The organism is Mesorhizobium sp. LHD-90, assembly GCF_030929505.1.
Lineage (GTDB): Bacteria > Pseudomonadota > Alphaproteobacteria > Rhizobiales > Rhizobiaceae > Kumtagia.
The window spans coordinates 1-21,856 of sequence record NZ_JAVFVV010000036.1; the positions used below are offsets into that span (position 1 = coordinate 1).

17 protein-coding genes are annotated in these 21,856 nt (G+C 60.8%); 12 read left to right on the forward strand and 5 right to left on the reverse strand.

The genetic code is table 11. The features are described 5' to 3' along the window. Nucleotides 1-250: 250 nt before the first annotated feature. Nucleotides 251-826, reverse strand: coding sequence for a histidine phosphatase family protein (locus tag RB623_RS28975; RefSeq protein ID WP_308060604.1), 576 nt, complete (start codon nucleotides 824-826; stop codon nucleotides 251-253). 121 nt (nucleotides 827-947) lie between these two features. Between RB623_RS28975 and RB623_RS28980 the strand changes: the two genes are divergently transcribed. Then, nucleotides 948-1,745: an inositol monophosphatase family protein gene (locus RB623_RS28980; protein ID WP_308060605.1), complete on the forward strand. Its 798-nt coding sequence runs from the start codon at nucleotides 948-950 to the stop codon at nucleotides 1,743-1,745. 1 nt (nucleotide 1,746) lies between these two features. Here the strand turns inward: RB623_RS28980 and RB623_RS28985 are convergent, their stop codons facing one another. The 3 genes from RB623_RS28985 to RB623_RS28995 are packed head-to-tail and all read right to left on the reverse strand — an operon-like array spanning nucleotide 1,747 to nucleotide 6,134. Then, nucleotides 1,747-2,823 (reverse strand): ABC transporter ATP-binding protein, encoded by a 1,077-nt coding sequence (locus tag RB623_RS28985; protein WP_308060606.1) that lies wholly within the window; start codon nucleotides 2,821-2,823, stop codon nucleotides 1,747-1,749. Continuing rightward, nucleotides 2,823-5,105 carry an iron ABC transporter permease gene (locus tag RB623_RS28990; RefSeq protein ID WP_308060607.1) on the reverse strand — a complete coding sequence of 761 codons (2,283 nt, stop codon included), beginning with the start codon at nucleotides 5,103-5,105 and terminating at the stop codon, nucleotides 2,823-2,825. Before RB623_RS28990 ends, RB623_RS28985 begins: the two co-directional genes overlap by 1 nt. 3 nt (nucleotides 5,106-5,108) lie before the next feature. Continuing rightward, complete coding sequence (locus tag RB623_RS28995; RefSeq protein WP_374121759.1) at nucleotides 5,109-6,134, reverse strand: ABC transporter substrate-binding protein; 1,026 nt, start codon at nucleotides 6,132-6,134, stop codon at nucleotides 5,109-5,111. 684 nt (nucleotides 6,135-6,818) lie between these two features. On the opposite strand from RB623_RS28995, the gene RB623_RS29000 reads away from it, so the two are divergent. From RB623_RS29000 to RB623_RS29050, 11 genes are all read left to right on the forward strand, one after another. Further along, nucleotides 6,819-7,832: an ABC transporter substrate-binding protein gene (locus RB623_RS29000; RefSeq protein WP_308060608.1), complete on the forward strand. Its 1,014-nt coding sequence runs from the start codon at nucleotides 6,819-6,821 to the stop codon at nucleotides 7,830-7,832. Nucleotides 7,833-7,867: 35 nt separating this feature from the next. Then, entirely contained in the window at nucleotides 7,868-8,881 is a 1,014-nt protein-coding gene (locus RB623_RS29005) for an ABC transporter substrate-binding protein (protein ID WP_308060609.1), read from the forward strand. 29 nt (nucleotides 8,882-8,910) lie between these two features. Then, entirely contained in the window at nucleotides 8,911-9,921 is a 1,011-nt protein-coding gene (locus tag RB623_RS29010) for an ABC transporter substrate-binding protein (RefSeq protein ID WP_308060610.1), read from the forward strand. A 44-nt stretch (nucleotides 9,922-9,965) separates the two neighbouring features. Next, nucleotides 9,966-10,970 (forward strand): ABC transporter substrate-binding protein, encoded by a 1,005-nt coding sequence (locus RB623_RS29015; RefSeq protein ID WP_308060611.1) that lies wholly within the window; start codon nucleotides 9,966-9,968, stop codon nucleotides 10,968-10,970. Nucleotides 10,971-11,212: 242 nt separating this feature from the next. Next, nucleotides 11,213-12,172 carry an ABC transporter substrate-binding protein gene (locus tag RB623_RS29020; protein WP_308060612.1) on the forward strand — a complete coding sequence of 320 codons (960 nt, stop codon included), beginning with the start codon at nucleotides 11,213-11,215 and terminating at the stop codon, nucleotides 12,170-12,172. After that, entirely contained in the window at nucleotides 12,169-12,753 is a 585-nt protein-coding gene (locus RB623_RS29025; RefSeq protein WP_308060613.1) for an SCO family protein, read from the forward strand. Before RB623_RS29020 ends, RB623_RS29025 begins: the two co-directional genes overlap by 4 nt. Beyond that, entirely contained in the window at nucleotides 12,719-14,824 is a 2,106-nt protein-coding gene (locus RB623_RS29030) for an ATP-binding protein (protein ID WP_308060614.1), read from the forward strand. Before RB623_RS29025 ends, RB623_RS29030 begins: the two co-directional genes overlap by 35 nt. A 14-nt stretch (nucleotides 14,825-14,838) precedes the next feature. Beyond that, on the forward strand, nucleotides 14,839-15,186 hold the full coding sequence (locus tag RB623_RS29035) for a response regulator (protein ID WP_308060615.1): 348 nt from the start codon (nucleotides 14,839-14,841) through the stop codon (nucleotides 15,184-15,186). Between the two features lie 12 nt (nucleotides 15,187-15,198). Further along, nucleotides 15,199-16,347 carry a response regulator gene (locus tag RB623_RS29040; RefSeq protein ID WP_308060616.1) on the forward strand — a complete coding sequence of 383 codons (1,149 nt, stop codon included), beginning with the start codon at nucleotides 15,199-15,201 and terminating at the stop codon, nucleotides 16,345-16,347. 900 nt (nucleotides 16,348-17,247) lie between these two features. Then, nucleotides 17,248-18,312 carry an OmpA family protein gene (locus RB623_RS29045; protein WP_308060628.1) on the forward strand — a complete coding sequence of 355 codons (1,065 nt, stop codon included), beginning with the start codon at nucleotides 17,248-17,250 and terminating at the stop codon, nucleotides 18,310-18,312. Between the two features lie 4 nt (nucleotides 18,313-18,316). Next, nucleotides 18,317-19,606, forward strand: coding sequence for a caspase domain-containing protein (locus RB623_RS29050; RefSeq protein WP_308060617.1), 1,290 nt, complete (start codon nucleotides 18,317-18,319; stop codon nucleotides 19,604-19,606). A gap of 319 nt (nucleotides 19,607-19,925) precedes the next feature. Here RB623_RS29050 and RB623_RS29055 read toward each other — a convergent pair whose 3' ends face one another. Then, the gene (locus tag RB623_RS29055) at nucleotides 19,926-21,800 is read right to left on the reverse strand and encodes a calcium-binding protein (RefSeq protein WP_308060618.1); all 1,875 of its coding nucleotides are present in this window, start codon (nucleotides 21,798-21,800) and stop codon (nucleotides 19,926-19,928) included. Nucleotides 21,801-21,856 lie beyond the last annotated feature (56 nt).

The window sequence follows — 21,856 nt, forward strand, 5'->3', positions numbered from 1 at the left end:
TGCTCGCGCAAAACCGCAATGATCTGCTCTTCCGTAAACCGCTTTCTCTTCATCAGTCCGTCCTTCAAACAAGGGCCGGACTCTAATCTCAACTGGAGGAAATTACCGGGGGCAGGTCACCCGCTCCACGCACGCGCGATATTGCGCCATCGCCTCGGCATAGTCTGGAATGTCGCTGCTGCCGAAGGGCGCCGACTTTTGATCCATGAAGTCGAAGCAGGTGAGTGCGTCAGTAGCCGCCGACGAGACTCTAGATACGCGGCGCTAGCGCCGCCCATGGCGTGACAACCGACAGTCGTTCAAAATCCGCAGTCCAATAGTGGCCCTGGAATGCTTGGTCCTCAGCACGCGTGATGGCAATCTCCTTATAACTGCACTTCAGGAGCGTACCCACCGCGCCATGCGACGCGATGGCGAGATCGCCGCCGCGGTGGCCACGGATGATGCGGTCGACGGTGCAACGGATGCGCCGTTGCGCGTCGACGGCGCGTTCCCAGCCCCTTACGCTTTCCTCTGGGTTCGCAAAAAACTGATCTGCCACCTTCTCGAATTCAATGGGCGGGAGGAAACCGGTCGCCGTCCGATCGTTTTCGCCCAGATCGCGGTCTGCACGCACCTCGAGCGACAACGCATGGGCCAGTATCTCAGCAGCCTCACGCGCCTTGGTCTCAGTGCTGCTCCATATTGCGCCAACGTTGCGCACGACGTCGCCGGCCGCAAACAGGCGCATGCGCTCCACGCCAGCAGGGCTCAGGCTCCACTGACGCACGTCAACCCGGGGGTCGATCCGCACCTCGGGATGCGTGACGAAGATCAACTGTGCCATTCACGACCCCTATGCGTTCGCGATCTCATCTGAACGATGATCGTTTGGCAATGGCAATGCGTGTGGTAGTGGCGGCACGAACAGGCACGCATCGGGGCACGTATTGTTTAGGAGGAAACGCATGTCCGCATCGTTTGAGTCGCGTCGCGCTTTCGCCGAGGACTTGGCGAGACGAGCAGGAGATCTCGGGCTTTCGTACTTCCGCAAGCTCGATACACTGACCATCGAGAGCAAAGGCCATCAGGACATGGTCTCGGAAGCCGATCGGGAGGTCGAGCTTTTCGTGCGCCGTGAACTCGCCACCCATTTTCCCGATGATGGGGTGGTTGGCGAAGAGCACGCGCCGACCAAGGGTTCATCCGATTTCACCTGGGTGATCGATCCCATCGACGGGACTGCTAATTTCGTTAGCGGCGTCCCGGCATGGACCGTGGTCATCGCCTGTGTGGAAAAAGGGGTTCCGGTCGTGGGCGTTATCCACGAGCCTTCCCTTGGGGAGACATTCGCTGCTCACAGAGGTGGCGGCGCCGCTCTCAATGGACGCCCCCTGCGCACAAGCAAAGCAACACGGTTGGACGAAGGTTCGCTTGGAACAGGCCTCAGCAACAGACGCGAAATGAAAAACATCGTCGGTCTTATCGACGAGTTGTTCGACGAGGGAGGCATCTTCTTCCGCAACGCCTCAGGTGCGCTGATGCTGGCTTATGTGGCTTCGGGTCGGCTGCTTGGCTACGTGGAAGAGCACATGAATGCCTGGGACTGCCTCGCGGGCATGCTTCTGATCGAAGAAGCCGGCGGCACGATCGTTCGTCCGGACCCGCAAACCGTACTTGAGCGTGGAACGGTGGTGATCACTTCGTGCCCAGGCGTGTTCGAGCGCGTGCGAGCGCTTTGTGGCAGGGCCTTTCAGGTGACCTGAATTACTCGCTGAGAAGCACAGGACCGCGCCCAGCAAATCCCAGGCCGACGGCCTGACCGGCCTCGACCGCGAGATCGACGTCAGGCGTCACGGCGAACAGACTGCCGAGCGGCGTCCTCACCACAAGCTCGAGATGGCTGCCCACATAGGTCACCTTGTCCAGCGTCCCGAGCAAAGTGTTCTCGCTCTCGGGCGAAGTGACTTGCACCCTGTTCGGGCGCACTGCCAATCTGGCGCTTCCCGGAGCATGTGTCCTGGCGGGAATCCTCAGGCTGACCGGTCCGAGCTGGACGTTGGCGACATCGCCTTCTACCGCAACAACCTCGCAGGGCAGTATGTTGGCCTCGCCGATGAAGTCTGCGACGAAGGCATTCGCAGGCTGATCATAGAGGTCGCGCGGGGTGCCATCCTGAACGATCACCGCGTTGTTCATGACGATGATGCGGTCGGAAACTGCAAGCGCTTCCTCCTGGTCGTGGGTGACATAGACGACGGTCAAAGCCAGCTTCTGCTGGATTTCCCTGATCTCCTCGCGGACATGCCGCCTGAGCTTGGCGTCCAGGTTGGAGAGTGGCTCGTCGAACAGCAGCACCTGAGGCTCCAGCACCAACGCACGCGCGACTGCGACGCGCTGCTGCTGTCCGCCCGACAGCTGGCTGGGCAGCCGATCGCCGAAACCCGAAAGCCCGACGAGATCGAGGCCTGCCTGTGCCTTCCCGCCGGCATCGCGCTTGTTGAAGCTCGAGAATTTCAGCCCATACTCGACGTTCTCACGCACCGTCATGTGCGGGAAAAGCGCGTAGGATTGGAACACCATCGAGACGTCGCGGTCTGTCGCCGGCAAGCGTGTGACGTCGCTGCCCCCGATGAGAATCTGACCGCGCGTTGCCAGCTCCAGCCCTGCAATCATCCTCAGCGTAGTGGTCTTGCCGCAGCCCGAAGGTCCGAGCAGGGTGACCAGCTTTCCAGCTTGGATGAAGAGAGAAACGCCCTTCACCGCGGGAACGGTGCTCTTGCCGTAGACCTTCGTGACGTTGCGAAACTCGACCGAAGCCGCGTTGCTCTTGATCTCCGCCACTAGCCGCCTCCTGAAATCGCAGTCTGAGGACGCACCGTCGCCTGGCTGACATTCGTTCGCGATTGCGACAGATCGCCCTCGATGCCGCGACGGCCGATACGACGACTGCCGACCAGCAACTGCATGATGCCGATGACGGCGAGCATGACGAAGATCAGCACCGCGGAGTAGGCGATCGCTATGCCATACTCGTTGTTCTCCACGCGACCGACGATGTAGCTCGTCGACATGTCGTATTGGGCGCTAACAAGAAAGATGATGGCGCTGATCGCCGTCATGGCGCGCACGAAGGAATAGACGAGCGCGGCGAGAATTGCCGGTTTCAACAGCGGCAGAATGATCCGGCGGAACGTCTGCCACGAATTCGCGCCGAGCGTCAGCGACGACTCGTCGAGGCTTCGGTCGATCTGCGACATCGAGGCGACGCCAGCCCGCACGCCGACGGGCATGTTGCGGAAGATGAAGGACAGCACGAGGATTATGCCGGTGCCGGTGAGTTCGATCGGCGGAACGTTGAAGGCGACCACATAGGATACGCCGATCACTGTTCCGGGAATGGCGAAGGAAAGCATAGTTCCGAACTCGAACGCTTCCTTGCCGGCAAAGCTTTGCCGAACCAACAAATAGGCCGTCAGCAGCCCTATCGCAGCCGTCAGTGGCGCGGAGATCAGCGCGATCTGCATGGTTGTCCAGAATGAACTCCACGCAGCGCCGCGCCAGTGAATGCCGAAATCATTCCAGCCGACTGCGAACGACTTCACATAGTGATCGAACGTCAGGGAGAAATCGACGCCCCACAGTTTGACGAAGCTGCCGTAGAAGATGGTCACGTAGATGAGCAGCGTGAACAGGGTCCAGAGCGCAGCGATCGTGTAGACCGTGTTTCGCAGCGGGACAGGCAGGTGCGGATGGACGCCTGCATCCCCCTTGCCGGAGACGGTCGTGTAGGACTTTCGCCCGAGCCAGAAGCGCTGCGCATAGAACGCGCCAAGCGTGAAACCCAGGAGCACAAGGGCCAGGATCGCTGCCTGCGCCTGATCGTATTGCGCGCCGACGATCGCGAAGAAAATCTCGGTCGACAGCACTTCGAAGTTGCCCCCGAGCACGAGGGGATTGCCGAAATCCGCCATGCTTTCGATGAAGCCTAGCAGGAAGGCGTTGGCCAGGCCAGGCCGCATGAGCGGCAGCGTGACGGTCCTGAACGTCTGCCAGCGGCTGGCGCGCAGGGTCTGGGCCGCCTCCTCCATCGATGGGCTGATGCCTTCGACGACGCCTATCATCACCAGAAAGGCAATCGGCGTGAACGCCAGAGCTTGCGCGATGAACAGCCCGGGAAACCCGTAAATCCACCGCGACGGGGCGATGCCAAGTGCTGCGTCGAGTCCTTGGGTGATCGCGCCCGACAGACCGAACAGCAGAATGATGGCCAGGCCGATGACGAAAGGCGGTGTAATGATGGGCAGCACCGTCAATGCGCGTAAAAGCGCGCCATAGCGGAACCCGGTGCGCGTCACGACCAGCGCGAAGACGAGGCCCAAGGCGGTTGTTACGACGCCGACCAGGATTGCGAGCAACAGAGAGTTCCACGCCGCGCCGCATCGTGGCCCGCCAAGCAGGCACGAAATGCCCCATAGGCGATTGCTGAAGAGCTTGGAGGCAAATGTTCCGGCGGAGTAGCCGCCATCTTGGGTTACGAACGCGCTCGCCAGCATTTGGAGGATCGGCATGAAGATGAAGATGCCGACGACGGCGATGACAAAGCCAATCGAGCCCGCGACGAACTCGTCGCCGCCGACGGCGCCGCGCGCCGCGCAGCCGATCGTGAACAGAAACAGGAAGGCGCCGGCGACGAGCAGTGCGCCCCAACCCATCCCGAACTGGCGATCGTCGAGATCGCCAAACAGCGCGGTCGCGACCTCCCAGTTCCAGCCCTTGAGGCCGATAGCGAAACCTTGGAGCAGCAGGTAGCCGAAGCCGAACGCGCCAAGCGCGATCAGGATCGGTCCGAAGGCTGGGTCGGCTTTTCGCCGACCCCACAGCAGGAACGAGCCCAGCAGAAGAAGGCCGATGGGCGCGAGCCACAGTTTCTGGCCCTGCAAATTAAGGAAAAGCGCTGGCGCCACGTCATCGTCGAACGGGTAGCCGTCGAACAACCATCTCAATGTGAAGATGTTGTCGTCCATGCCGTACCAAGGAAGCACGGCGTAGCCCAGCAAGCCGACCACGACCCAAAGGGCTATGGTCGGATGCAGCGAAAAGTACTCCTGTGTGGCGTGTCGCATCGCCTATTGCGGCAGTGTCGAAACCTCGTCGTCCCATTTCTTCAAAAGACGCTTACGCTCGTCGCTCGACCCGTATTTCGTGAAGTCGTAGTCGATCAACTTGATGGTCGAGAGATCGGGCGTCAGCTCCGAAACCGCGGCGTTCTTGTTGGACGGAAGCTGAAAGGATTTCACATCCTTGGCCTTGGACTGCATCTCGGCCGTAAGAGCCCAGTCGTAGAACTGCTTGGCGGCTTCCGGGTTGCGTGCATCCTTGATAAGGGACATCGAACCAATCTCGTAGCCTGTACCCTCGCAAGGAGCGACCGTGACGATCGGGAAACCAGCGGCGGTTTGTGCAACCGCGTCGTGCATGAAGACAATGCCTATGGTCGTTTCGCCGAGCCCGGCAGCCTTGATCGGCGCGGAACCGGATTTCGTGTACTGATTGATGTTGGCGTGCAACGCCTTGAGGTACTCGAAGCCTTTGTCCTCGCCCATAAGCTGCACCATCGTAGCGAGCATCGTATAGGCGGTGCCCGACGAGTTCGGGTTCGCCATCTGCACCTGGCCCTTGTACTCCGGCTTGATCAGATCCGCCCAGCATTTAGGCTCCGGCAGGTTGTTCTTGGCGAGGAGGTCTTTGTTGTAGCCGAAGCCGAGCGCGCCCGAGTAGACGCCGATGGTCTTGTTGCCTGCGGCCTCCGCCTGCTTGATCGCCCAATCGTGCAACTCGCCGCGCATTGGCGATTCATAGGCGACCGTAAGATCCTCCTCGGCTGCCTGGAGATGGGGGTCGCCCGTGCCGCCCCACCAGACGTCGCCCTTCGGATTGCCCGATTCCGCCCGCACCTGCGCATAGGTCTCACCCGAACTCTTGCGCGTCATGTCGACGGTTATGCCGGTCTTCTCCTCAAATCCGGTTTTAATCTGCTGGCACCACGCTTCGTCGGCGGCGCAATAGAGCGTCAGGCTGTCGGCATGGGCAAGCCCGGCACCGGCGAGCAAAGCGCCTGCGGCTGCGGCGGATCGGAGTAGTTGGATTTTCATTTGCATATCTCCTCCCAGAGAATGTTGGCCGACTAACAACTTAGCGGCAAAGTTGGCTGATCCGCAAACGAGAATTTAGCCAGTTTAAGAGGACAACTGCGCCCTATGATTGCTCCAGTGAGGAGAAGGCGTGTCCGACGAGGGCGCTCAACCAACTGGGTGGAAGCGTATTTCTGCGTTCGTCTGCTGGCGTCCGCTTTCGGGATACGGCAGATTTTGCTGTAACGTCCGATGTGGGGCGCGTTGCCGACCGGCGGCTTTGGGGCCGCAAGCGGAATGGCGGCTTTTGGCATTCGTAGAGCGATAGCGGACGTTCAGCTTGGGGGACCAAGCTCCGAGGCGACCTGATGTGGACCTTGTGCGTCGATGGCTTGGTCCGCCGCGCTAAACTCAAAGTGGCCATACGCAGCCGTGCAAACAGTATGGTGGACAGCGGCATGCTGATGGGGCGTTCGGCGCAGTAAATTTGCGCTCGCAACCAGCCCAAATTAGGCGTATCGTGGTATATCGTCGGTTTCTAATACATGGGCTGGCGACTGAGAGCGCAAGACTCCCGCATCAGACTGGGCGCGCTGGAATTCACAACCAATCGACGCGCTCACGAGACTATCTGCCTCTGCCGAAACCTCTTTTGCTCGGTTCCGGTCGGAATTGCCTTTTGCAATTCGGAAGAGGAGGGATTCGATGTCGATCATCCAATCGCGCCGCAGATTCCTGGCCGGCGCAACAATGGCAGGCGCTGCCGGTTTCGTTGGTCTTCCGACGTCACTCCATGCGGAACCGCCGCTGGAAACGACCGCGGTTCGCCTGCCGAGATGGGTTGGTGGCGCCTATTGCTGGGCAGGCACGTATATCGCCGGAGAGTTGATGCGCGCAGAGGGCTTGACCGACGTTCGCTTCGTGGAGGGCGACAGGAGCGTCGACCATGCGGAGTGGATCGCACGCGGCGAAACCGATTTCTCCGTGAACTTTCCGCCGAGCCAGATCATGTCGATCGACCGCGGCGTGCCGATCAAGGTGCTGACCGGGCTGCACTCGGGATGCCTCGAACTGATCGCCAGGGAGAGCATCGGCAGCATCACGGATTTGCGGGGTAAAAGGGTCGGCGTGGACGGGTTCAACAACTCGCGGCACGTGTGGCTGACCCTCATGTCCTCTTATGTCGGGCTCGATCCCGTGAACGATATCGAATGGGTCGTGTCGGAAGACGCCACACCGACGGAGCTCTTCGTCGAAGGCAGGATCGACGCATTCCTCGGCACGCCGCCCCAGCCGCAGGAACTGCGCGCCAGAAAGATCGGCCACACCATTCTCAACAATGCCATCGACCGCCCTTGGTCACAGTATTTCTGCTGCATGATCTCCGCGACGACGGACTACGTGGACAGGCATCCGGTGGCGACCAAGCGGGTCTTGCGATCCATCCTCAAGGCTGCCGACCTCTGCGCGTCGGATCCGCAGTGGGTGGCCGGGCAGATGGTCGATCGAGATTTCGTCCCGTCGTATGACTTGGCCCTCCAGACGCTGAACGATATCCGCTACGACACGTGGCGGGACTTCGATCCTGAAGACTCCATGCGGTTCTACACACTGCGCATGCAAGAGACGGGCATGATCAAATCGAGCCCGCAACAGATCATCGCCGCCGGAACGGACTGGCGCTTCCTCGACGAGTTGAAGCGTGAGCTGAAGAGCTGAGTTTGCCAGTCACGACCAGCCTGAGGAGACTTCCCATGCACATCATCCCGAACCGCCGCCGCTTCCTGGCTGGCCTCGCGGCGGCCGGGACGGCGGGGCTCATCGGTGCGCCTTCATCGGCGCGCGCGGACCCGCTGCCAGAAACGACCACCGTCCGGCTGCCGCGGTATTTCGATGATGATGGCGGCTGCTGGGCGGCCTTGGGCATCGCCGGAGAGCTACTGCGCGCTGAAGGCTTTACCGTCCAAGACGTGCAAGGCGACCTCAGCGTCGACAACTCGATGTGGCTCGCGGGCGGCGAGACGGACTTCGATATAACCATGGCGTCGATGCTCATGTTGTTGGTCGATGCCGGCGTGCCGGTCACGGTGCTGAGCGGCCTGCACACGGGGTGCTTCGAAGTGATCGCCAACGACAACATCCGCGACTTGACGGATCTGCGGGGCAAGAAGGTGGGCGTCTATGCCTTGAACGATCACCCGCACGTGCTGACGCAGCTCCTAGTCGCCTATGTCGGGCTCGATCCCAAGCGCGATATCCAGTGGGTCACGGCTCCGGGCACGACCCCGACGGACCTCTTCATAGACGGTAGGATTGATGCCTTCCTCGCCGGTGAGCCCGTGCAGCAGCACCTGCGGGCGCGCAAGATCGGCCACTCGATCTTCAACAATGCCGTCGATCGCCCCTGGTCGCAGTATTTCTGCTGCATGATCGCCGGCAGTGCCGATTACGTGAACAAGTATCCGATCGCGACCAAGCATGTCCTGCGGGCCATCCTGAAGGGCGCCGACCTGTGCGCCTCGGATGCGCCATCGGCGGCGCGCCAGTTGGTCGATCGCGGTTACCACCGCAGCTATGACTACACGCTCCAAACGCTGAACGTCATCGGATACGACACCTGGCGGGACCACGATGCCGAGGACTCGATGCGATTCTACGGGCTGCGCATGCAGGAGACGGGCATGATCAAGTCGAGCCCGCAGAAGATCATTGCGGAAGGCACCAATTGGCAGATCCTCGACGAGTTGAAGCGTGAGCTGAAAACCTGACTCCATTTGTCTCAAGAGGAGACGTGGACATGCAGATCATCCAGAGCCGCCGGCGTTTCCTGGCCGGCGCTGCGGCCGCCGGCGCCGCGGGACTTATCGGCACCCCGGTACATGCATTTGCCGAGGGCTCTCTCGAGACCACGGCGATCCGCCTTGCAAAGATCGCGGGCATCTGCATTGCGCCCCAGTACGTCGCCGAGGAGTTGTTACACCTGGAGGGGTTTACCGACGTCAGCTATGTGGTGACGGAGGCCGCTGTCGCGACATCGGAGACAATCGCGCGTGGCGAGGTGGACTTCAGCCTGAATTTTGTCGGTCCACTGGCCCTTGCAATTGATGCCGGCGACCCAATCACGATTCTGGCGGGTGTGCATACCGGCTGCTTCGAACTGTTCGGCAACGAAAGCATCAGCCGCATCACCGATCTCAAAGGCAAGACCTTAGGCATACAGGGCCTGGGTTCGACCCCGCACGTGTTCCTGACCAGTATGGCAGCCTATGTCGGGCTCGATCCCGAAAAGGACATCCGCTGGCTCATCACCAGCCCATCCGTCAGGCCAAAGGAGCTGTTCATCGAAGGAAAGGTCGATGCGTTTCTCGGGTTTCCGCCGGAGCCCCAGGAATTGCGCGCCCGCGACATCGGCCACGTGGTCGTCAACAGCTCCATTGACCGTCCCTGGTCGCAATACTTCTGCTGCATGCTGGCGGGAAATGCCGACTTCGTTCGCAACAACCCGGTCGCCACCAAGCGTGTAGTGCGCGCCCTTCTCAAGGCGGCGGACCTTTGTGTCACGGAACCGCAACGCGTCGCCCAACAGATCGTCGATCGCGGGTTCACGGCCCGGTACGATTATGCGCTGCAGACTATGAGCGACGTGCCGTACGGCAAATGGCGCGATTACGATCCCGAGGACACTGTACGGTTTTACGCCTTGCGCCTGAGCGAGGCCGGGATGATCTCGGCGAGTCCTCAGAAGATCATCGCCGACGGCACCGATTTTCGTATGTTCGAGGAACTGAAGCGAGAGCTGAAGGGGTAGGCGTGCAGCCCGCACGGAGCAGCCTGCACGGAAAGGAGGATCACATGCAGATCATCCAGAATCGCCGCACTTTCGTGGCAGGCGCCGCGGCGGCCGGCGCTGCAAGCTTTTTGGGAACGGCGACAAAGGCGTCGGCAGAGCCACCGCCCGAGACGACGCGGATCCGGCTCATCAGGATTCCGAGCATCTGTCAGGCCCCCCAGTACGTAGCTGAAGAACTGCTGCGCAGCGAAGGGTTCACCGACGTGCAGTTCATTCCAAAAAGGGGAACCGCGGACATCGCGCCGGCACTTGCCTCCAGTGAGGTCGACCTCAGCGCGCATTTCGCCGCCCCGCTCCTTCTCCACCTGGAGGCGGGAGATCCGATCGTCGTCCTGGCGGGACTCCACGTCGGCTGCTTTGAACTGTTCGGGACCGATCGCGTCCAGGCGATCCGCGACCTCAAGGGGAAGACCGTGGCCGTGCCGTCGCTGGATTCCAGCCGATACGTCTTTCTCGCCAGTATGACGGCGTATGTGGGCCTGGATATCCATAAGGACATCAACTTCGTCACGCATCAGGGACCCGAGTCCATGCAGCTCCTCAGTGAGGGGAAGATCGACGCCTATCTGGGCTTTCCCCCCGAACCGCAGGAGATGCGGGAGCAGCGAATCGGCCATGTGGTGATCAGCAGCACCGCGGACCGGCCCTGGTCCCAATACTTCTGCTGCATGCTGGCTGGGAACAGGGAGTTCGTCCGCGCAAATCCGGTGGCCACCAAACGCGCCCTGCGCGCCATCTTGAAAGCGGCCGATTTCTGCGCGAGCGAGCCCGAGCAGTCGGCGCAGTTCCTGGTCGAGCAGGGCTATACCAAGCGCTATGACCATGCCCTTCAGGTCATGAAGGCGATCCCCTACGGTTGGCGTGAGTACAGCGCCGAGGACACCCTGCGCTTCTACGCCCTGCGCCTTCACGAGGTCGGGATGCTCAAGAGCTCCCCGCAGGAGCTCATGGCCCAAGGGACCGACTGGCGTTTCCTCGACGAGATCAAGCACGAGTTGAAGATTTAATCGCACCACGGAGGGCATGCTTTTTCTTGAGGGAGGAGAGCCCATGCAAATCATCCAGAACCACCGCTGCGAGCTGAAGCTGTGAACGGATTGCTGGCCAGATCTCCCGGTCATCGGGGCAGCGGTGCGTCCGTCGGGAGGCAGCCTGTCGAATGGTTGGCCAAATCTGAGCGAGTGATAGATGGAGGCTACATTGCAGTTGATGCAGAACCGTCGCCGTTTCCTCACAGGCCTGTCTGCGCTTGCTGCCGCGGGGCTTGCGGAGGGCCGCAACGCGGCTGCCGCTGAAGCGGCATCTAGAAACCACGATCGCCCGCTTCGCGGCCGCGCCTGGTATCTGCATTGCACCGCAGTACGTCGCTGAGGATCTGATCCGCGCGGAGGGGTTCTCAGATTTCGGCTTCGTCGCCGCCGAAGCCGGTATCGCCCAGACCGAGATGCTGGCGCGCGGCGATATCGACTTCGGCATCGACTTTGCTACGGCCCTGATCATTCCCATCGACGCTGGAGCCCCGATCAAGGTGATCTCCGGTGTGCATATCGGCTGCTACGAATTGTTCGGACGCGAAGACATCAAAAGTATTGCGGACCTCAAGGGTCGTAAAGTTGGCGTCGGCGGCAATCTGTCATCGGATCCGCATGTCTTCGTCAGTGCCATGGCGACCTATGTCGGCCTAGACCCGCAACGCGACATCGAATGGGTCGTTGGCGAGGCAAAGCCGGCGGAGCTTTTCGCCGAGGGCAAGGTCGACGCGTTCCTGGCTTTTCCACCTGAGGCACAGGATTTGCGCGCCCGCAAGGTTGGCCACGTCATCCTCGACAGCTCCAAGGATCGGCCTTGGTCGCAGTATTACTGCTGCATACTGGCGGTCAACACTGCCTACGCCGAGAAATATCCAGCGGCCACCAAGCGCGTCGTCCGCGCCATCATCAAGTCGGCGGAAATCTGCGCGGCCGAACCGGAACGGGTGGCGCGCCTTCTGGTAGACGGCGGGCGCACCGAAAATTACGACTACGCCGTACAGTCGCTCCGCGAGGTCCCATATTCAAATTGGCGCGACTTCGATCCCGAAGACACGATGAGATTCTTCTCGCTGCGGCTGCATGAAGCCGGGATTGTCAAGGCGAACCCAAACGACATCATCGCGAAGGGCACCGATTGGAGGTTCTTCAACGAGATCAAACGCGAGATGAAAACGTGAGCGAGTGGCCGGCGCGCATCTTGTTGCTGGCGCTGCTTGCCACGCCGGTGCATGCGCATGACGCGCCTCACGACGAGCGCCTGCCGACAATTGGACAGGCGCCGGACTTCACCCTGGTATCGCAGGATGGCGTACCTGTGTCCCTGCACGACTTTCGCGGCAAGGTGGTCGCCATTGCATTCATCTTTGCGTACTGTACCGACGTCTGCCCGATGCTGACCGCTCATATGGTGAGCGTACAGGAGAAGCTCGGCTCAACGTTCGGATCGAAAATCGTCTTCGTTTCGATCACTGTCGACCCGGAGCGCGATACGCCCGATGTTTTGAAAGAATATGCGCAGAATTTTGGCGCAGACATTAAGGGCTGGTGGTTTCTTACGGGTAATCCAGCGGCCGTCCATGAGGTGGGACGGAAATACGGGATCATCGCGAAAAAGGCGGCGAACGGAGATGTCGACCATACCTTGTTGACCTCGCTCGTAGACCCCGATGGCATCTTGCGAGTACAGTATCTTGGCGTCCGGTTCGACCTGGAGGAGTTCCGGGGTGACCTTCTCAGCCTCTTGGACGAATCCAAATAGGATATCGAACCGGCTTGTTGGCTGGGTTGCCCGGCTGCCTGCGCGCGTCCAGACCAAACTCCTGATCGCGTTCCTGTCGATTGTCGGCCTGTTGATCGTGCTCGGGGCCGTCGGGCTGCAGGTGCTGAGCGGGGTCAATGATCAGACCAACGAGCTCATCAAGCTGCAGCGCAGGATCGCGGCCTATCGCCAGGTCCAGCACGATACGACGAACCAGCTCTACAGCATCTCAACCGCCCTTCTTCTTCAGGACGAGCGGCTGCTGGATTCAGCCCTGCGCCAGCTCAACCAGTTTGGCTACGACCTCGACCGCATGGAGTTCGTCGCCGAAACCGAAGCGGAGGTGCTGGGCCAGGTGCGGCAGGAGTACGAACGGCTCGCTGCCGGCGTGACGCAAGTCGTGGAGCTTTTCCGCGCCGGTCGCACGGAGGAGGCACGCAAGATCCAGTTGGATGAGATCATTCCGTCGGCCGACCGCCTCGAGCGGCTCACGAACCAACTGGTCAACATGGCCGAAGCCGACATGGTCGCGGCCATCGAGACGACCGAGGGCGCATACGGCACTTCTCGGCTGATCGTGGTCTCTTTTGCTGTGGGCAGCATCCTGCTGGCACTGGGGCTTGGCTACATCATCTCCTGGTCGTTGATCGAGCCGGTCAAGAAGATCGAGACGCGTCTCAGCCAGATAGCGGCCGGCGACTTTGCCCAACAGGTCGCCGTCGCCAACCGGGACGAACTGGGTGCGCTCGCGGACAATGTCAACCAGACATCCGAGCGGCTGGGGAGATTATACCAAGAGGTGCAGGCGCGCACAGCCGAGCTTGCCCGGTCGGTCGGCGAACTGGAGGCGCTCGGGGACGTCAGCAAGGCGGTCAATTCGACGCTCGATCTCGACACGGTGCTGCAGACAATCGTGACCAAGGCGGTTCAACTGTCGGAAACGGATGCGGGCACCATCTATGTGTTCAGCGGGACGAGACAACAATTCCGCCTGCGCGCGACCTTTGGGATGAACGCCGAGCTAATTGCCGCAATGTCCGATCAGGCGATCCGGCTTGACGATCTGGGTATCAACGCCGCAGGGCACTGCGCGCCCGTCCAGTTTCCCGATCTTGGCTCCGGAACACCCTCTCACGTCCAGAAGATCGTCCTCGATGCCGGCTATCACAGCATTCTGGTGATACCACTTCTCCGGCCAAGCAAGATTGTCGGCGCGCTTGTCGTCAGGCGTCGCGAACCTGGTGAATTCGACAAGCAGGTAGTCGAGTTGATGGAAACGTTTGCCGCCCAATCGGTCCTTGCCATTCAAAACGCGAAGCTGTTCCGCGAAATAGAGGAGAAGGGACGGGAACTGGAGGCAGCCAGCCGCCACAAGTCCCAGTTCCTGGCGAATATGAGCCACGAGCTCAGGACGCCGCTCAATTCGGTCCTAGGCTTTACCGAATTGTTGGTCGACGGAGTCTACGGCGAGCTTCCGGACAGGGCAAAGACCACCGTTGCGCGCGTGCAGGCAAACGGCCGTCATCTTCTGGGGCTCATCAATGACGTGCTCGACCTTTCAAAGATCGAAGCCGGCCAGCTCACTCTGACGCTTCAGGACTATGCTGTCGGGCAAATTGTTCGATCGACCGTTGCTGCTGTCGAGCCGCTGGCACGAGCGAAGGGTCTTGCACTTTCAACGACTGTTGCCGAGAATCTGCCAATCGGCCGCGGGGACGAACGCCGTTTGACGCAGGTCCTGCTCAATCTTGCCGGCAACGCGGTCAAGTTCACTGAAACGGGCGCGGTCGACATTCTTGCCGGTGCTGCCGACGGATTTTTTGAAATCGCGGTGCGAGACACAGGTCCTGGCATTGCGGCAAAGGACCACGCTCTCATTTTCGAGGAATTCCAGCAAGTCGACAACAGCAGCACCAGGCAGAAGGGTGGCACAGGTCTTGGCCTGGCGATCTCGAGGCGCATCGTCGAAATGCATGGCGGAACCATAGACGTCGAGTCCCTGCTCGGGTCGGGGTCGACATTCCGCCTCAAGATACCGGTCCGAGTGACAGAGGACGTGAGGGTCGCATGAGCAGACGAATCCTGATGGTGGAAGACACCGAGGACAACCGCCAGATCATTCGCGACCTCATCGCCACCACCGAATACGAATTGATCGAAGCGCCGGACGGTGCCGCCGGCGTCGCAGCGGCTGGGATGCATAGGCCGGACCTGATCCTCATGGACATTCAGCTTCCGGTGATCGACGGGTACGAAGCTGCCCGCCGCATCAAGGCCGACCCGAAGCTGCGGCACATTCCGATTATCGCCGTCACCTCCTATGCGCTTTCGGGCGATGAGGCGAAAGCCCTTGCTGCTGGCTGTGATGGCTACATTGCCAAGCCTTTCAGTCCGCGCGAACTGCTCGCAAAGATTCGGCAGTTCCTTTCCTGAAGGAGACAGGTCTTGCACGATCCGCCCCGCATTCTCGCGGTCGACGATACTCCGGAAAACCTCGAGATCCTGCGTTTGCGCCTCGAGACGAACGGCTACCAAGTGGAAACCGCTGCTGATGGCGAAGAGGGGCTTACGAAAGCTCGCGAGCTCAAGCCGGACCTCGTTCTGCTCGACATCATGATGCCTAAGCTTGACGGCATCGCCGTGTTGCGCTTGCTCAAGCAAGACGACTTGCTGCGATCGATCCCCGTTATTCTTGTCACAGCCAAAGCCGACACGCGCGACGTGGTCGAGGGATTGGACGCCGGCGGCGACGACTATCTGACGAAGCCCTTTGAGCACCACGCGCTGCTTGCGCGGGTGCGCTCGATGCTGCGCCAGAAGGCGCTGCACGACACTGTTGCGAGCCAGGCCCAACGCCTTGAGGCCCAAGCCGCGCAACTTGCCGACTGGAACCGCTCGCTTGAGCAGACCGTGGCTGAGCAGGTAACGGAGATCGAGCGGATGGCGCGGCTTCGGCGGTTCCTGCCGGAGCAGGTCGCCGACCTCATCGTTGCGGCGGGCGACGGGGACGCGCTCCTGCAAAGCCACCGTCGCGAGGTGACCGTGGTCTTTTGCGATTTGCGCGGCTTTACGGCATTTGCAGAAACCGCCGAACCCGAAGAAGTCATGACAGTTCTTGCCGAGTATCATTCCTGCCTCGGCGAACAGATCCTCCGCCATGAGGGGACTCTCGAGCGGTTTGTGGGCGACGGTGTCGTCGTGGTTTTCAACGATCCGCTGCCATGCGCCGACCACAGCGAGAAAGCCGTCTCAATGGCCGCCGCGATGCGCGACTCGATTGACGAACATTCAGAGCGATGGCGCAAGCGGGACTATTTGCTTGGCTTCGGGATCGGCATTGCCAGGGGCCACGCGACCATTGGGCGTATCGGCTTTGATCGTCGCTCGGACTATGCCGTGATCGGCACTGTGTCGAACCATGCCGCCCGATTGTGTGAGGAGGCCAAATCCCGCCAAATTCTCGTGAGCCAACGGGTCTTCGGCACCGTCGAGTCGCTGGTCGAGTCCGTACTTGTTGGCGAACTGACGCTGAAGGGTTTTCGCCGCCCGATGCCAGCCTATGAAATCGTGCGGTGGATCGGTCGGCCAAGCTAGCGTTAGATACACTCCGGTCTTTCGGACGCTACGGCCCGTCGAACCGTCGGCACAAAGCAACTTAGCCGCGTGACGCAGTCGTTCCGCCATTATCAACCCAATGGCATCCGCTGATGGCGATGGGCCGTCTCGCCTGTTCATGCGGATGTCTGCTTTCAGGAAGCGGCAAATGCTCTCTCAACGGCCATGTGGGGGGCGCAAACCTGTCAATATTTTGCGGATCGTGTGCGTCGCTTTGAGGGCACGAAGCGGATGGTTAGCCTGGCTAGTCACAGCTTATTGAGCGGCAGCTTGCAGTTGACCCGAGGCATACAACGCTGGTCGCGTGCCCCCGCAACCAAACCCGCCGCGAGTATCCGGCCCGTCCGCAGCCTTCGCTGGCTCTCTTCATCGCCCTGCGCCCAGTCCAGGCGCCGGGGGATCCCCCGATGACGCGTCGTGCGCGGGCACACCGCAAGCTGAAGGTCGCAAGTTCAAATCTTGCCCCCGCAACGAAATTGTCACTGACGCCGCCAGCCAGTGTCGGCCGCAGGATCGGTTCCTCGCAGCCAGTCTGTTCTGAAAGGGCCGCTCTCAATGGGCAGCCCCTTCGCTTACGGCAGGGGCGGCATTGTTCGCGGGACGCCATTGAGGCCCAGGCGCAAAATTCGTGACCGTCCCTCCCTTGCTGTTTCAAGCAGCGCGTGTTGGAAATGAAAACTAACCTTCCCTCCAGGGGAGTGGGACTGGTACTTCACCGTCGAATGACTTATCGTAGGCGACGTCCATCTTGCGGGACGACTGGCTGAGGGTGGGGCGCGCAGCGATGGCGTGTGGGGTTCGACCATGACACCGGTGTTTTACTTGACTATCCGACGCGCGGTCCTTCGGCCGCTTTTTCTCGTCGTCTTTGCGTTGGCGATGCAAGGTTTTGCAGCTTCGTCGAGTTCGGCTGCCGATACGGATTGGACGCTCGATCCTGCGTCGTCCGTGCTGACCTACCAATCGGTCAAGAAGAACACCGTCATCGAGACCAACCAGATCAGGAACCTGGAAGGCACGCTTTCGGCCCAGGGCGATGCGAAGGTCGTTTTCGACCTGAACTCGGTCGACACCGGCGTCGACCTGCGCAACGTGCGCATGCGTTTTCTTTTCTTCGAAACATACAAGTTTCCTGTGGCGACGGTAACGGCCAAAGTCGATCCCGCCGCCTTCGCCGACCTGCCTTCCAAGCGGCGGATGACCACAAAGATTCCGTTCGTTCTGAATCTGCACGGCGTCGACAAGGAGTATCAGGCTGAGCTCATCGTCACGATGATTACCGACACGTCCGTGTCGATCGCGTCGAAGAGCCCCGTGGCGGTACGCGTCGAGGATTTTGGCTTGCTTCCGAACGTTGAGAAGCTGCAGGTCGCGGCAAACGTGACCAACATCGTGCCGATCGCTTCCGTCTCGTTCGACTTCATCTTCAACAACGGTCAAGCCGGGGTGTCGCCGACGCCAGTCGCATCGGTGGCTGCCGAGGGCGCGGGCGAAGGCAATGCGGTGCCGGCTTCCACGATCGCCGCGGTAGGGCCGGTCAAGACCGACGAGTCGAAGCAGGCCTACACCGACGAGGAGTGCGTGAACCGGTTCGATGTGCTTTCGCGGACGGGCGCGATCTATTTCCGCCGCGGCAGCGCGCGGCTCGATCCGGAGAGCCGGCCGGTCCTGGCGACTGTGCTCGACGTGGTCGCCAAATGCCCCAATCTGAAGGTGGAGATCTCCGGCCATACGGACGCCGACGGAAGCGTGGAGGAGAACCGGACCCTGTCGCTGCGGCGCGCCACAGCCGTCGCTGGCTATATTCAAGACGCGGGCGTTCCGTCAGCGCGGATTGCGACAGCAGGTTATGGAGAGGACCGGCCGATTGCCGCGAACGACAGTGAAAAGAACAAGGCACTTAACCGCCGGATCGAGTTTTCCGCCTCTTCGCTCGTTCAATGAGGGGATGCTGTCGGCGTGGGTGGGTAGGACGATGCGGGTTTGCTTTGATGCCCTGAAGGTGTTGTCGCTGTTGCTGGTCGCGGTGATTGCGCCGACGCTCGTGGCGCAGGCGGCCGAGCGACGCGACGTGCTTGTGCTCGGCGAGCAGCGTCGGGTTGGACTGGTGCTCGGCAATTCCGACTATCTGACGGCGCAACCGCTGGCGAATGCGGCGACGGATGCCAGGGCCATGGAGGAGTTGCTGAAGAGCCTCGATTTCGAGGTGATTTCGGGATTCAATCTTAATAAGGCCGACACGCAGAAGACGATCGCGCAGTTCGCGAAAGTTGTCCGTGGGGCGGAGATCGCGCTGTTCTTCTATGCGGGACACGGCATGCAGGTCTCCGGGGTGAACTACCTGATTCCGGTCGACGCAGCCCTGGAGGACGAAACCGCTCTCGACTTCGAAGCGGTGCAGATCGATTTCATTCTTCGGCAGATGTCCCGTGACACCGGGATCCGGCTGGTGTTCCTTGACGCTTGCCGCGACAATCCGCTGGCCGAGATCCTTTCGAAATCGGGAGGTACAGGCATTTCGAGCGGACTGGCTGAAATTCAGATCGAGAACAGCGGCGCCGGAACGCTGGTGGCGTTCGCAACCAGCCCGAAGCAAGTTGCCTATGACGGCGCGGGCGCGAATTCGCCCTTCTCGCAGGCACTGCTCGCCCATCTTTCCGAAGCTGATGTGCCGCTGACGTCAATCATGACGCGCGTCACAAAAGAAGTATTCGAGGCGACCGGCGGGCGTCAGCGCCCATGGGTCAACGTGTCTCTGACGGACGACGTCATCCTAAATCGCACTCAGTCGGGCGCGCCCTCCAGCGAAATAGCCGTGGCCGAGCAACAGCCGTCCGGAAACTCGATCAGTCGCACTGCGGGTACTGGTGCCAACAATCCCGCCGCCGACAGCGAAGCGCAGGTGGCACTCAACGCCCTGCGCCAACGTATCCCGAAACTCGAGACGCAGGGACCGATTGCGTTCGACATGCCGATCGTTTTCGGCGACTCCCGGATAGACGGAAAGAGCATCGAAGAACTGTTGCAAGGCAAGCCGCTCTATCCACCGGTCGAAGGGCTGGATAAGTCGGTGTGGGAATTTACCTGCTCCAACTGTCACCAGTGGACAAAAGCCCGGCTTTGCGAGCAGGCCCAGAACTACGACAAGATCGACGTATCGATCATGCGGCTGGAGCATCCTCTGGGCAATCGTTTCAAGGTGGCCCTCGCCAACTGGGCACACAACGACTGCAAATAGGACAATTTCTGGGAGCGCCAGCGTCCCGACTGGCTAAAGCATGCATGCGCACAGGCGGATCGCCGATGGAAATGCATCAGCTTTGATAGCCAGAAGTCGGCTGGCTTCAGGTTCGTCCGCCAAGCAGATCCGTTCGGCTCGTGCGGACGGGCGTAGCCTGAGATGCCAAACGCTGGCCGGTCTTTTCGCGACCACCGGCCAGATTTTCTTGCTCCGATCTGATCCAGAAGGCGCCGGGTTCCATCGATTCGCATTCCGGGCGCCGGAAAGATCATCCTTCGTCGACGGCCGTGCAATTTTGGCGCGTCCGTTGCCTTGGTCACACAACCACGAAGTCGGTGTTTGTGATCGCCAATCCGGCAGACAACACGGCAAACTGCACCCTTGCCGCCGCGCCCGTCCCGTCGGCATCGTAATACAACCTGCCGGTGTCGGTTTCGTAGATGATGCGGTCGGACGCATCTCCCGCAAGGCCTGTCGTATTGGCGCGAAATGCGGATGCCGCCAGCGTATCCGGCGTCGTCAGCGCGGTGAACATGGATTGATAGAGTTCGATGGTGTCGTCGACCACGGTGAAGTCGGTGATCGTGTCGACATTGGTTGTCGCGTTCAGTTTCGAATTGAACCCGAAGAAGTCGCGGCCCGACCCGCCGGTAAGCGTATCCTTGCCGTCCAGGCCGCGTATGTGGTCATCGCCGCCCAGCCCCTTGAGGATGTTGGCTCCCGCGTTGCCGATGACCTCCTGGGCGAGATTGTTGCCGGTCAGATCGATGGCCGACGTGCCGGCGGACCCGTTTGTGGCGAGCCTCTCGATATACGCGCCGGTGGTGAGAACGTAGTCTACCGCAGCCATGACGATGTCAAAGCTGCCCTGGGCCCCCGTCTCGACGATAACGTCGCCGCTGTTGAAGATCCGGTAGGTATCGTTGCCCCCGAGCCCGCTCAGCGTATCCGCGCCACTCCCCCCGCCGTCATGCAGGATGTTGTCTCCGGCGTTGCCCGTGATGGACTGCTTCAGCGCGTTGCCGGTCAAGTTGATCGCGGCGGTGCCGCCGCTTGACGTGGTGCGCAGCGCCTCCACCTCAACCCCTGCGCCGAGGGCGTAGCTGGTACTCGCCGTCACGGTGTCTACACCGCCGCCTACGGTTTCGATTACCTGGTCGGCTTTGTTGTCGACGACGTAGGTGTCGTTGCCTGCAAAGCCGCGCAGGACGTCGGCGCCGCCCTTGCCGTTGATGACGTTGTTGCCTGCGTTGCCGTAGACGGTCTGGGCGAACTCGTTGCCGGTCAGATTGATGGCGGCGGTGCCGCCGTTTGCGGTAGTGCGAAGCAGTTCCGCTTCCACGCCCGCTCCCAGGACATAACTGATGTTCGCCGTCACCGTGTCCGTGCCGCCGCCGATCGCCTCGACGACCTGGTCGGCTGTGTTGTCGACGTAGTAGATGTCATCGCCGTTGAGGCCGCTCAGGACGTCGGCGCCGCCCTTGCCGTTGATGACGTCGTCGAACTCACTGCCGTCGATCGACTGGGCGAACTCGTTGCCGGTGAGGCTGATGCCGAAAAAGACGTTGATATCGGACGCGCGCAGCGTCTCAACTTCTGTACCCGCAGCCAGGGTGTAACTGGTCTCGGCCACCACAGTATCCGTGCCTTCGCCGGCCCATTCGCCCACGAAGTCGAATTCGTTGTCGACGTAGTAGGTGTCGTTGCCGAGACCTCCCCTCAGCCGATCGACGCCAAACTCACCGTCAAGGATATCGTTTCCGTCGTCTCCGTCCAGGACATCGTCGCCGTCGCCGCCATACAGTTTGTCGTCGTCATTTTCTCCATGCAGCTTGTCGTCGCCTTCCTGACCGAAAAGCCTGTCGTTTCCGTTGCCTCCGTAGAGGGAGTCTCCCTCGTCATTGTCTGCTGTATAGTTGAACCAATTGGCCTTTTCGTCATCTGTAGCATAAATAAGAAGTTGATTGTTGCCATAGAGGTCGTCGTTGCCGTCCTCGCCATAAAGCGAGTCCGCGCCACCGTAACCCTCCAGGATGTCGTCGCCGCCGGCTCCATAGAGCCTGTCGCTCAAATCAGCATTCTGATCGCCGGCACCGACCAGATCAGACCTTCTGAGTGCCTGGCTGATGACGCTGTCGAATCGGCTAAATTCCGCGCCGACAGCGTTGTCCGTGCCGTACCAGGTGCCCATCTTCCGTTGCCTCTCACGATGAAGTGCAATGCGCGGGCGACGCGAGAAGATGTCCC